This is a genomic window from Legionella sp. km535 (assembly GCF_003990085.1).
Lineage (GTDB): Bacteria > Pseudomonadota > Gammaproteobacteria > Legionellales > Legionellaceae > Legionella > Legionella moravica.
Genome location: NZ_RZGU01000010.1, coordinates 61,267 through 73,969, shown reverse-complemented (window position 1 = coordinate 73,969; position 12,703 = coordinate 61,267). Strand labels below are relative to the sequence as shown.

Genomic DNA, 12,703 nt, shown 5'->3' with positions numbered 1-12,703 from the left:
TGTTGAGTCAGCAGAGTTTTTTAGCCGTGTCGTTTCATTGGCAGTTACCGAAACAGAGCTTAATTTTTTTAATGAATAATTTTTTGGGGGAGCATTATAATTGGGGCAAGATTCGGTCCAACCATTTAGGTAAATACCAATTCCAGCTTTTGAACAGCGTCATGGTCGCTGGCACCAGAGCAGTTCGTATTAAAAAAGCATCGACAAATACCGCTACGGCAATGCCCAGACCAAAGGCTTTGACCATTAATACATGCGCCACCAGAAAGGAAATGCAAATAAAAATAACGATGATTGCGGCACTGGTAATAATTCGACTGCTTTTTTCTATACCAAAAATGATGCTTTTTTCATTGTCTCCAGTTTCTTCATAGGCTTCCTTGATGCGGGATAATAAAAACACCTCATAATCAATAGAAAAACCAAATAAAGCGCAAAATATAATAACCAGTAAGCTGATATCCAGCATTCCCTGAGGCTGAAAGTCCAGCAGTTGGTGTAAATATCCATCCTGAAATACCAGCACTAGGGCACCATAACAGGCGCTAAGGCTGAGAATGTTCATGATCAGTGCTTTTAATGGCAGAAATAAGGAACGAAGTAAAACCAGTAATATGAGGTAGGTCAGTACCATGATCCATAAAATAGCATAAGGTAGCAGTTTGGAAATCGTATTTAAAACATCGATATTAATAACAGGAGTACCGGTTATCTGCATCGTCATGCCATAGCCAACCGGAGTATGACGAATTTCATCGACCAGGTTTGTTGTTTGAGGTGAATTAATCGAGTATTTACTGATGATGGTCATAATGGTTAGATATTGACGGGTTGAGGTATCCAGCATCTTTTTGATGTCTGTGTTCATTTCCTCTTTCGGTTGATGATATAAATTGTAATATTGTTTTTTATTGAGCTTTGAGCTGGTTGTGACGATGCTGATTACCTTTTTGATTAAAGGATTGTCGTTTAAATTTTGTGCTAAATCATACAGTCGGGCGATGTTTTTGGGGGACAGTATCGGGCTGGGTTTCGATTGGATTAACACGAGAATGGGACTGAGTTCATTGACATTAAACTGTTTTTCATAGGCATCATAAAAATCTCTGTGTTTTGAATGTTCGGGTAGAATATGAAAATCGGATACTCCAAATTTTGCAGACAGGAAGGGATAACCTAGTGACAATAAAAAGATAAGCGTAACAATAAAGGTCAGATGGGGCCTTCTGACAATTTTTTCAGCGATCCAGTGCCAGTAACTAAAGCGTTTATCTTTGTTTTTTGTTGAGAGTGTTACAGGAATTCGATTGATGTTGTTTTTAAGCAGGGAGAGAATCGCGGGTAAAATAATAATGGCAGTTAAAACAGCAACAAAAACGGCGGTCAGCCCTCCTACAGCAACGGAAAACAGTATATTGACTGGAAATAATAATAAAGCGCTCAGGCTGGCAAAAACCGCCAATCCACCAAAAAATATCGCTTTTCCAGCGGTTGCTTGAGTTACTGCAATGGCCTGGATAATATCCTGATTTTTATCCAGTTCATCACGAAAACGGTAAATAATAAACAATGAATAATCAAGACTAAGGCAAAGCCCCAGAAGTAGGGCAATATTTAAGGTAAAAATGGAAAGAGTAAACAGATGTCCTAGAAAATAGAGTGCCGTCAGTATAATTAATGCGCATCCTCCGCCCAGGATAATGGGAATCACTGCCGCAACCAACGAGCCGAAGACAAGAATTAGAATAATAATTGCTAAAGGAGTGGCGATAAAGTCAGCTCTATAGAGATCCGTTTGAGTTTGTTTATTGACGCTTTCCACAAAGACTGGTTCTCCACCGAGATGCATGGTCATGTTCTCGGGGGTTTTTATCGAGCCTTGAAATTGTTCCAGTAATTGGTTATTGACAGGATCTTTATTTTTGATGATGACTACAACATAAGCGGTGTGTTTGTCCTTTGATATTTGGTTTTTATTGTTTTCAGGATAAATTATTTCGAGATCCAGGGGAAAATTGTCGAGAGCTTCCAGGGATTTTTTTATCTTGTTTTTATAAAGCTGGCTTGTCGCCAAAAGATTGTTGCTGTGGTACAGGATCATAAATTTATTTTTATTATTATAACCCAGTTTGTTATTCATCAATTCTTCTGCTTTGGCACTTTCCGAGTATTCATCAATAAAGCCGGTAGTCTTAAAGGGACTGATAATATTAGGGAGAAAAGGAAGACAGGATAAAATGATTAGAACCCATAATACGAGGAGTGCCCATCGGCAGTGATAAATCAATGAACCTAATCGGTAAAATTTGGTTTCTTGCATGAACAAACCTTCCTGGTTAAGTCAATTGAATAGCTATTATTCATTTTAGACTTAAAAAGGGCGAATTGCTTTATTTTTATTGATTTGTTTCAGTTGATTTGTGAGGATTTCCCTGGGATGACGTTTCAATTCTGAGAACGTTAACCTGAATGTAGTGCTGTGCTGGCTTAAGAAGAGCCATCGCTGTGCTCAGGATGACTTCATGATGGGGTAATGAACTTCATTTCTATTTAAAATAAATAAGCCAGTCGCAGAGAGACAGAATACAGAAAGGGAATGTAAGTGTTTGTTGGTTCTAATTGAGACTCACCAAATCCGGCAGTGTAATTTGCCCCCAACTCAGTCATAAAATGCTCTGAGACGTGGAAATTGATACCAGCGCCAAAAGTTGGGCTCATAAGCCATTGATTAACCAAAAGATCATTTCTGTGCACGTCGGCAATTCCCGCACTTGAATAAACGCGAAAAGTGGAATTGGGGAGGATGAGCATTATCTTTCCCATCAGATTGACCGTTTCTGTTTCAGTTTTAAATTCACGTTGGCCATCATTGTTAAAACTGAATAAACTCATGGAGTCAAAATAGATTTTTGCATCAGGGTAGCGCATATAACTTGTTTCAATAGCAAAATAAGGGCTTAATTCATAGCCGGCCAGAATCCCCCATACGCTACCCCCTTCTCTAACCTCTATCGGAGTAGACATCATCAAAGCCATATTCTGATTTTTTGAATCAGGAACCAATCCTTTCCAGGTAGTCGAGCCAAAACCGCCCAGAACACCAGCATAAACTGGGTGGCGGTTTTGGACAGTTTCCATTGAACCTGCATCACAACCTGATGATAAAAAAAGGAACGCTGCAACCAAAATAAACGGAAACTGTTTTTTAAACACAATAAAGTACTCTATGTTAAATGGGTTATCGACAGGCTTGACGGGTAGAGCTGCATAATCTGCCACGTGAGTCCACACCACCAAACAGATAGCAATTCCAATTATCCAGGCAATCCTGGGTACTCGTATACCGCTGGAATTCACATGCTTTTTGTAATGAACCAAAAGTACTTAACATGCGATTGTATAAAGCGTTCATGTCCTGACACATACCAGCAGGAAGACCCGATGACGTACAATAACAGGTTGCTACAGACTTGAATGAAGTACAAAATCCAGGGTGGTCTGTTGGTAAAGCGTTGGAACAGGTAAATCCGGTTACACTAAAAAAGCAGAGAACTATAACTAAAATCTTTTTCATCATTCCTTGACCTTATAGTTTACATATACAGGGTATTTGACTGTATCAGAAAAAATGTTATTAAAAAATACACGGTACATGAAAAAAAAAAATAACTTTATTATTCATTTGTAGAAGCTGCTAGACGTGAAAAATGGTTTAAAAATTGGTGCAGGCAGTGGAAGTTAAATTTGGTTGAACATCAAAGTCCAGAATGGTGCGACCTATATGAAGAAATTTGCTCTTGATTCAGAACGCCTGGATGCCGCGAACAAGTCCTGAGAGATGGTCACAATTAGTGAGTATTTCTCAGGAACAAGTCGCGGCACGTAGACTGCGGAGTTGAATTGTAAACACGCTCTATTGGTTAAAGAATTAAAGGAACTATTTTATAGGGAACCTGCTCACAATATCTTACCCAATCCTTGCCGTATTTTTGGGAACACCGTTTGTCATCACGAAAGGCTCTGTCTATGAGCAATATCGACAGAAAACAAACATAGAAATAGGGAGATAGATTGGTAAACAGGGCAGGAACAGACCAGAAGAAGGCCGCTGCAATTTCAGGAACATAGTGAAAATGACGCGCTATGCCCCACCAGCCTGAAGCCAGAAGCAAGGTTTTTTCGGCTTTGCCAAGCTCGGTTGTATAATGAGCCTCCAGCGTTTTAGGTTTCTTACCCCAAATTCGACAATTACCCTGCGTTTCTCTGGTGATAATTCGTTGTTTGTCGGCCCAATAGTTGACCATAATGCAGGTTGTGCCCAGGACAAAGATCAGACTTGCCCATCCATAGCTTAAATGAATTGGATGGAGGACAAGGTACATGCTGGGGGATGTGTAGATACAGGGAACCCAAACCATGCAGCCCCAACAAATATAAAATCCAGCCCGATCATGCATGATGTCCAGAGAGCGTAAATAACCCGTCTCCCATGTGAAAAATTTGGCTATGTAAATCAATTGCAATCCAACGGATACCAACATCGAATTGGTTAAGCCACCCAGTTCTGCTTGTTTTGCGCAGTAGGAGAGCAGTAATATCCCCCAACTCATCATTCCGAATCTGCAGGTGATGAATTTTTTAATATTCCAGCCAAGGAATTGGGGGTAGAGTTCAGTACCCCAATAATAATCAAAAATGAGGTTATTGGTCGTACTTGCATCAGAAGAGGAAGGTGCGAATCTTCCTTTGAAATACAATAAGATACAAAAGATCAGGCTGGATATATTAAGGGCTGCAAACAGGCTGCCCAGATTATCGTAGAGTATTGAGGCCGGAAACAGATTGAGTCCAAAGCTGGCAATGGAGAATGTGGCAATACTGGTAACAAATGCCCAAACTCCATTAGCCTTGTAGACTGGAACATTTCCTTTAGGTGTGATGGGTCCATAGAATGTTTTTCCAGGCAGAATGCGCATTAAAGCCAGTTCAAATACAACGAAAACCCCAATAATAATCCAGGCGGTGCTGGAGCCCCAGAAGAGTGGATGCCAAATGGTGTAAATCGTTGAAAAAAAACCGGTTTGATTCATCATATTCCATAGATGGGTAAATGAACCATCCAGCTGAGTATTGGTATACCACATGAGCATGACAAAAGGGGGACATACCAGGGTGAGAAATAATGGTCCCAGAGTATTACGAATTTTGACCCACATAATAAATCCTTATTTTAAGGGGTTAAGAAAGTGTCATCGGACAGGAGTCATTGCGATTAAGTTGAGGAGTGTTCCTCACCGGTTTACTTGAGTGGGCGAGTGATGATGCATATCAACTTAATGGCTTTGTAGACTGGAGTAGGCTCACACCTGATCCTGTTTACGGATAACGCGAATTATCTGGAAGTACTATACCATTTATTGGCAATTGATCCAGGGGTAGTTGGCATGAGTTCTATCACCTGAATGAGCGCGCTTTTCCGGGCAAGTATATAAACCCCCTCACCTTAAACCCTCACCCCCAAGCTACGCGTGGGGGTGAGAGGATTTTATCGAAAGAAGTTCGATTTTCCCGGGCAGAGTAGTTCGTTATCGCGAGGATGATGTTGAAACGCACAGCTTCCTCCGTGGCAAATAATGTCACTTGATCGGAGATAGATGATCAAAACACTCTATTTTTTGCTATCAATCAACTGCTGTTGTACCTGTTTTATTTGATCCTGGAGTGTTGTTTGTATTTTTTGCATCTGATCTTGGGTCTGGGCGTTTACTTTTTGAATTTGATCCTGCAGCTGTGTTTGCATTTGTTTGATTTGATTTTGTAATTGGGTGTTCAGTGCATCGACTTGCTGTTTTTGTGTGGTCTGAATTTGCAGTAATTGTGCTTGTAATTGCGAATTTAGTTGTTGAATTTGTTCGCTTGGGGTTCCAGTTAACTGTTTCGGACCGGCATCGTCAGCAAAAGCCAGATTAAAAAAGGAACCGAGCATAAAAACTGAGAGTATGGATAGGATGGTCTTGTTCATTGTGTACTCCGTTGGTTAATACAATCCTACTCTTTACTGTAGCTAATTTTATGTTGATTGCAACCCAGTGTGCTTTTGTCTTTATCCCATTCGATTCGCACAGGTACTAATTAGCGACTGTATGGGGAACTGACAATTGAATTTATTCATGTATTGATTTATGGGGAGTTAATATGTATTAATGGTTAATAAGGTGCCAATTATTCTGAAATCTAAGGTCAGCTCATGAAACTGGAAATTCATAAAACAGGATGCAACGAAACCATAACCTTGAATATTGAGCCAACAGCGACAGTTTGCGATTTAATGCGGCAATTATACGACAGACGAGATGTCTTATTAGCACCAGTACCCTTTGATGCTTTTCAACAAGTGATTTCAGTGAGTAGCGTCAATCTTTATTCTGAACACTTTGCGACAAAACTGGTACCGGGAACACCGTTGGCTGATTATGCTTTAGATGAATCGAGTTACATCATCCTGGATAATTATAGTGTGGATAATTTTTACTCCATTCTGAATCAATTAAAATCATGCCATTATTCTATGGATTCTGTCATTCTGACAACGCGAACCCGCTCTTATTTTTTTGGAGACCGTACTACTACCGAAGCCTGTCAGGAGCATGAAGACAATAAAGCGTTATTTGAAATGAATGCAGGAAGTTAATGAATTCCAGTTACTGCATTGAGTTTCCTATTGGGTAGAAAACAATTCATTCTGATGAGGAGGAGCCCTGGAGCGCCAAGGTTTCTGCTTCTAAAAATCCAGGTTTTTCTTCATTCCATGATCTTTTTTATTGGGATGTGATTTTTTAATATCGTTCCTGGTTTTATGTCACTCAATCCTCGTTTATGTTTAATACGCGCACTGAATATAAAAGATCTGTTATGGGATAGCTCCTTTTTAATAAATTCTCATGAAATTTTCCCCATTTTTATGTCCCTTTTTGCTCTCGATACTATTATTTGTGAGGCAATCCGAAAGATCTTTACGGGATTGTATTTTAGTTGAATTTGATTTAAAATTAAACAATATGACTTTTGTATGGGTTTTCTTGGTTCCATAAATGCATTGTATCAGTTCAGTACTTTGATTAAGTGTATCCAAGGGTATAGATGTAATCAGGGATGTGGGCTTTTTGGTAGAACTGCCTTGAGCGCTCTTCAGGCCAACCATGTTTTTTAGTGAGGAATAAGTATGATTAATGACGTGTCTACCAAAGAAGAGGTTCTTAAGGCTATTAAAGCTGATCCTTGGATGTTCATCTATGCCAGCAAAGACCTTCAAAATGATCCCGAAGTTGCTATTGAGGCATTTAAGGGTGCTGGAATCTTGCTCCAATATGCAGCAGAAACTTTAAAAAGTGACGCAGTAGTTGTTCTTGCTGCGGTCCAGCAAAATGGTTTGGCCCTTCAATACGCTGATAAAACTTTAAAAGAAAACGAATCAATTGTTCGTGCTGCGGTGCAGCAGAATGGCCTGGCGCTTCAATACGCTGATAAAACGTTTAAAGAAAATGAATCAATAGTTCGTGATGCGGTACAGCAAGATGGCTTGGCACTTCAATACGCTGATAAAACATTTAAAGAAAATGAATCAATTGTTCGTGCTGCGGTACTACAGAATGGATTTGCTCTTCAGTATGCACATGAACGGTTCAAAGAGGATAGAGATATTGTTCTTGCAGCGGTAGAGCAAAATGGAGCGTTCATTAGACTTTTAAACAGAAAGTTCCATGATGACAGAGAGGTTGTTCTTACTGCAGCAAAAACATTTTCTGAAGCGCCTAGATTTGCAACTAGCCAATTACGAGAAAATCGGCAGTTCCAGCTTGAAGCAGCCAAGATAAATTCAGGTGTTACAAAACATTTAAGTCATCAACGGATTTTAGAATCTTTACTGAAAGTGCATGCTCTGGTTAATTCCTTGAAAGAACCTGCGAAGAGTTCAGCGACCAAGTTGGTTGATCAGCTGGAAAATTATTTTACACACATAACAGATAATGCACTCAATGCAACTTTAAATGAAATATTAAATGCCACAGTGCTTTTATTAGATCGAAATATTTGGGCTCCTTCTAATCAAGAGGACTTTATTGAACTTACTATAAAATTATTAAGGAACTCGTCACCTGAACTGCAGTCAGTAGGTCGCGCGATGATGGACCTGTTAACACTTAATAACAACCCTGAGGCGATTAGCAAACACATCTGGGCATTGGAGTTTGTTGCTGATGAATTGAAAAAAGATAAAGATTTTATTATTTCAGTCGTACAACTTAATGGTTTTGCCCTTCAATTTGCTGACATAGAATTAAAAAATAATTCTGAGGTTGTACTTGCAGCAGTAGGAAATAATGGAGAGGCGCTGCAGTTTGCAGGTGAAGACCCTAAAAATGATTACCAGGTTGTCCTGGCAGCCGTGTCGCAAAATGGGGAAGCATTGCGTTATGCGAATAAAGCATTTAAAAACAATCGTGAGATTTTACTTGCGGCAATGAAAAGTAATCCTAATAGTATAAGTGATGTCGGGTTCTTTCCGACAAAGTATTATGCCTATTTTTCTGAATTAAATGCAAAGGTAGAAGAACTGGATAAACCCCGGAAAAATGAATTATATCAATTTCTTGAACACGTTGAAGAACTGTTTAAGAGCCCTGATTCCGAGTTGGAGCAGCTTGCAGGAGCATTAAGTTCAGTAAGTGAATTACTGGGCAAGGAACCAGGTAAGCAATTAACGTTACAACAAATTTCTTCGATTCAAAAGTTATTAAGAAATCCTTCTTTGGAAATGAAGTCCTTAGGGCATTTTGTACTGAAGCTGATTGTTCCTGTAATTGATAAAGAGGCGATAGAACAACACGGTTGGCTGCTTGAATTTGCTGATCATGAGTTGAAAAAGGACAGAGAGGTTGTTCTTGCAGCGGTACAACAGGATGGTTTGGCGTTGCGATTTGCCGAGCTGGAGCTTAAAAAGGACAGAGAGATTGCTCTTGCCGCAGTAAAACAAAAAGGCGCAGCCGTATTTCAAACAGATCAAAGTTTACAGCCGTTTTTAGATTCTTATTTGCTTTTTAGGGCTAAGAAAGATGAGCTAAAAGATGCTAAAGCCTTGGAACATGCGAATAGTCTTCTTAGCCAGGTTGAAGAGTTTTTTAAAGACGGTAGTGTGGGTCTTGATCAACTCAAACGAGTGCTGGATAAAACCCATGCGTTTATGAGCAATAAACCAAGTGAACAACAGACAAAAGATTATACCTCGTTCATTCAATCTTCTTTAAAAAGCCCCTCTAAAGGCCTGCAAATCCTGGGTAAGTTGATGATGGCACTCGCAGTTGCTCTTGCTGGAGCGTCTATTGTTCTGGGAGCAACCGGTGTGGGTGTAGTACCTGCTGTTGGAACAGGTTTATTGGCAGTTGGATTGTTTGGTGCGGGAGCAGCCCTTGCTACAAAGCAATCAAAGGAGGCAAAAGAAAACAACGAGCTTATTAACACCTTTACACCAAAATCTTAAATGTACAAACGAAGGGGGTTGTTCCTTTTAGTGAATATTTTCTATCGGACTGGCAGTAACTGGAATTGCTCTACATGACAAAAAACCTGCCATGTGCAGAGCTAGAATCAAAAAATAGTCTATAATTTAAACAGAGCATTATCATATGGGTTGTTCTTACATGACTACACTGCAATATCCCTCCCAACTCTATAAAAAGCAAATGCAAGAGAAGGCCTCTTCTCAAGAAGCAACAGAAGTCAGAGAAGCTCGAGTTCAGGACAGTATAGAGACGACTTATGATCCTAATGACATGCCTTTAGAGGTTAAGAAAAATCTGGAAAGTAATTTGGGGCCAATTGATACTGAAGGCGAAATCAAAGCTCATGGACTTGATGAAGAACCCGAAGAAGAGCTCTATGACCGTCCTCATCCTTGATGAATTTATTTTTTAGGGCCTACGAAAAACGCTCCATTTCTTGGTTTCAACAAAGGACTCCTTTCCAAAACGAGTTTATGGCTGATTTGTATGGATATCGTGTGTCCTCAGTTTCTGAAGGCTGTTCTGTCAGTACTCAATCGTTGTCATTTTAAAAGAACGAAAGGGTTAGGGGTGCTTCTAAAATGCTTCAGAAATCATGAATCGGTTTAATGCGTTGAGTTCAGGCAACCCTGACAACATGCTTTAATCGTTTCCATGAAGGTGGCATTATCACTTTGTGTTGAAATTCCCAAGCCACAACCTACCAGGCATTGTACTCTGTCTTTTGCAGTGCCTTGGCTAGTATATTGAGCAATACAACTCTCGATACAGTTTTTATCTCCTTTGCAAAATACCATGCATTGGGACAGGCCATTAATGTTTTGAGCAGCTTGAATTGGAGTTGTTATGAGCAATAGCCCACTCAGCATGGATAAAATAGTGACTAACCTGTTATGTGTACCCATTACTTTTCCTCCTTATTCAATCCATTTTATTAACTAAAACTAACTGCTTATTGATTTATAACGGGGTGTGCCGGAGCGAATGAAATTGCTCGTTCGCGAGGGTTGACCTCTTTTTAATAATTAAAAATGGTGTGCCTCCAATATAAGTTATTATAGACCAGCTTTATGATCTGGGACCAGGCGGTTCATACAGCTCGATTCTGTTTTTACCTAACATTTTAGCTTTATAGAGTGCTTGGTCTGCGGCTTGGATTAGTTCATCCATTGTGGTTCCATGCTTGGGAGCTATGGCCAAACCTATAGAAACAGTGACCACAGGTAAAATCTGGTTATTGAAAAATACCGATTTACTTTTAATCGCTTTCTGAAACTCCTCTAATCGTTGGATGCAATCATTCAATTCGGTATGAACCATTGTGATTAAAAATTCTTCGCCGCCAAAGCGACACGCTGTATCACCGACTCTGAACTTCTGGTTGATGATTTGTCCAATTAATTTCAAGACTTCGTCACCGGCTTCATGCCCATAATCGTCGTTAAATTTTTTAAAATTATCCAAATCCATCATGATGACATTCAAAGTGCTTTTTTCGCGCATCATTTTTGCCAGTTCATTAGGCAGATATTCATTAATATAACGTCGGTTGTATAAGCCGGTCAGTGCATCGCGTAATGACTGCTCCCGTAGCTTTTCACGCAATTTAATATTTGATAAGGCGATTTTAACCATATTACTAAATGTTAGTGCCGTATCCTGAAGATGTTTGGGTATAGGAATGGCGGATTGTGCAGAAAGATGGATTACTCCTAATAAATCATTTTGCACGAATAATGGCAAGACCATATATCCACCCACTGGAGGATTCAGGTAATGAGGGCAAGCTACCCATGTTTCAGGATCATCAATAATGGTGATGCTGCCTTCGCGAATTGAAAAACAGTCTTCTGGCGAAAATATGTTGCGTAATATTTTATCCTTTCCCCATTGGATGACCGTTTCCAAACTGTTGTTGGATTTATTGAGTACAGACAGGGCGCCATTAAAACCTGAAAAAAGCTCTTGAGCAATCAAATTGATCCTTGGATAGGTTTCATCCATGGTGATGCACAGTTGCAGCATCCCATTCAGTTTATTGACAAGCTTTTCATTTTTTTCAAGAAGGGTTAATTCATTTAGGGTCGAAATGGTTTTATTGTTAAGATCAAGGATTTTATGTTCATTTGCTACCCGATCGCTGATATCAACTATCTGAGTAAGGAATACTTTAAGGTTATCGTATTGATGAATTATCGTTCCACTGCTAATGGCCGTAATAATGCTTCCGTTTTTATGAATGTATCTTTTTTCTAATCTAACAACAGATGTTTCTCCGTTAATTAATTTATGAACGGCATGGAGTGAGTTTTCAAGATCATCAGGATGAGTAATTTGCTGATAACTTAATTTGCTTAATTCTTCCTTGGTGTAGCCAAGTAGCTCCAACACCACATGATTGGCATCCAGATATTTCCCATCAAGAGATAAGAATGCCATCCCTATAGGAGCATTTTCTATGATGTTACGAAAGTTGTCTTCACTGATTTTTAACTCCTCAATAAGGAGATTATTTTCCAGAGTTTTTAATATGGAATTTCTTAAAGTTTGATGAGCGGATAAAGAGCCATAACTTAAAAGTACCAGTAATATGATTACCCCCAGAAATAACTCTAAACTGACTGAAGGAGAGATGGATAGGGATACCAAAAAAAGCATGATGCCTATTGGCACTTCAAATGCGATGAATGCATATTTTATTGCTATCATTTTAAGAGCAGGAGCCGTTAATATGGCTATTAAAACAAGGAAAATGATGCAACGGTGCAAAGGATCATCAACGTAAATAAAAATCAATCCACCAATTGCCCAGAAGATGCCGGCAACAAACGAAGTTGCTATATAATAGAAATTCCAGAATTTCAGATTTTGAGGTTTTGAATTCTTGAGTTGATTATGGTAAAACCATAAAAAAATTATCCTGATGACATCATTAATGATAATTTCAGAGACGAGCCAGTAGATTAAAACGGTTCTATTGGATACGTAATCCCATAATACGCTGAAGTAAATTACTGCGGCTGCAATATCACTGATTACAAGAAATATATAATCCTTATAGCATTCGATAACCAATCTTTGGTTTAACTGTTTACTGATCTCGTTATCTATAAGCATTAAGATGGCTCCTCTTCATCTAAATG

10 protein-coding genes and 1 pseudogene are annotated in these 12,703 nt (G+C 39.2%); 4 read left to right on the top strand and 7 right to left on the bottom strand.

Going from position 1 to position 12,703, the window contains the following annotated elements; genetic code table 11:
• Window positions 1–94 precede the first annotated feature (94 nt).
• The 3 genes from ELY21_RS07540 to ELY21_RS07530 form a co-directional block, all read right to left on the bottom strand.
• Window positions 95–2,320 (bottom strand): MMPL family transporter, encoded by a 2,226-nt coding sequence (locus ELY21_RS07540; protein WP_127108346.1) that lies wholly within the window; start codon window positions 2,318–2,320, stop codon window positions 95–97.
• A 230-nt stretch (window positions 2,321–2,550) separates the two neighbouring features.
• The gene (locus ELY21_RS07535) at window positions 2,551–3,279 is read right to left on the bottom strand and encodes an outer membrane beta-barrel protein (protein WP_233588684.1); all 729 of its coding nucleotides are present in this window, start codon (window positions 3,277–3,279) and stop codon (window positions 2,551–2,553) included.
• The gene (locus ELY21_RS07530) at window positions 3,239–3,577 is read right to left on the bottom strand and encodes a hypothetical protein (RefSeq protein ID WP_081675616.1); all 339 of its coding nucleotides are present in this window, start codon (window positions 3,575–3,577) and stop codon (window positions 3,239–3,241) included. Before ELY21_RS07530 ends, ELY21_RS07535 begins: the two co-directional genes overlap by 41 nt.
• Window positions 3,578–3,687: 110 nt before the next feature.
• Here ELY21_RS07530 and ELY21_RS15845 point away from each other — a divergent pair.
• A pseudogene (locus tag ELY21_RS15845) lies at window positions 3,688–3,801 on the top strand (GIY-YIG nuclease family protein); the annotation flags it as partial.
• A gap of 119 nt (window positions 3,802–3,920) precedes the next feature.
• On the opposite strand, the gene ELY21_RS07520 reads toward ELY21_RS15845, so the two are convergent.
• Together ELY21_RS07520 and ELY21_RS07515 are read right to left on the bottom strand one after the other, a co-directional pair.
• Window positions 3,921–5,216 (bottom strand): 7-dehydrocholesterol reductase, encoded by a 1,296-nt coding sequence (locus ELY21_RS07520; RefSeq protein WP_127108344.1) that lies wholly within the window; start codon window positions 5,214–5,216, stop codon window positions 3,921–3,923.
• 452 nt (window positions 5,217–5,668) lie between these two features.
• On the bottom strand, window positions 5,669–6,022 hold the full coding sequence (locus ELY21_RS07515) for a hypothetical protein (RefSeq protein WP_233588683.1): 354 nt from the start codon (window positions 6,020–6,022) through the stop codon (window positions 5,669–5,671).
• A 225-nt stretch (window positions 6,023–6,247) separates the two neighbouring features.
• On the opposite strand from ELY21_RS07515, the gene ELY21_RS07510 reads away from it, so the two are divergent.
• The 3 genes from ELY21_RS07510 to ELY21_RS07500 all read left to right on the top strand — a co-directional run bounded on the left by ELY21_RS07510 (window position 6,248) and on the right by ELY21_RS07500 (window position 9,956).
• Entirely contained in the window at window positions 6,248–6,691 is a 444-nt protein-coding gene (locus ELY21_RS07510; RefSeq protein ID WP_127108342.1) for a hypothetical protein, read from the top strand.
• A 531-nt stretch (window positions 6,692–7,222) separates the two neighbouring features.
• Entirely contained in the window at window positions 7,223–9,538 is a 2,316-nt protein-coding gene (locus ELY21_RS07505; protein WP_127108340.1) for a DUF4116 domain-containing protein, read from the top strand.
• Window positions 9,539–9,698: 160 nt separating this feature from the next.
• Window positions 9,699–9,956, top strand: a complete 258-nt coding sequence (locus ELY21_RS07500) for a hypothetical protein (RefSeq protein ID WP_127108338.1) — start codon at window positions 9,699–9,701, stop codon at window positions 9,954–9,956.
• A 209-nt stretch (window positions 9,957–10,165) separates the two neighbouring features.
• On the opposite strand, the gene ELY21_RS07495 is transcribed toward ELY21_RS07500, so the two are convergent.
• Together ELY21_RS07495 and ELY21_RS07490 are read right to left on the bottom strand one after the other, a co-directional pair.
• Window positions 10,166–10,465, bottom strand: a complete 300-nt coding sequence (locus tag ELY21_RS07495) for a hypothetical protein (protein ID WP_127108336.1) — start codon at window positions 10,463–10,465, stop codon at window positions 10,166–10,168.
• 163 nt (window positions 10,466–10,628) lie between these two features.
• Complete coding sequence (locus ELY21_RS07490; RefSeq protein WP_233588682.1) at window positions 10,629–12,677, bottom strand: sensor domain-containing diguanylate cyclase; 2,049 nt, start codon at window positions 12,675–12,677, stop codon at window positions 10,629–10,631.
• Between the last annotated feature and the right edge of the window lie 26 nt (window positions 12,678–12,703).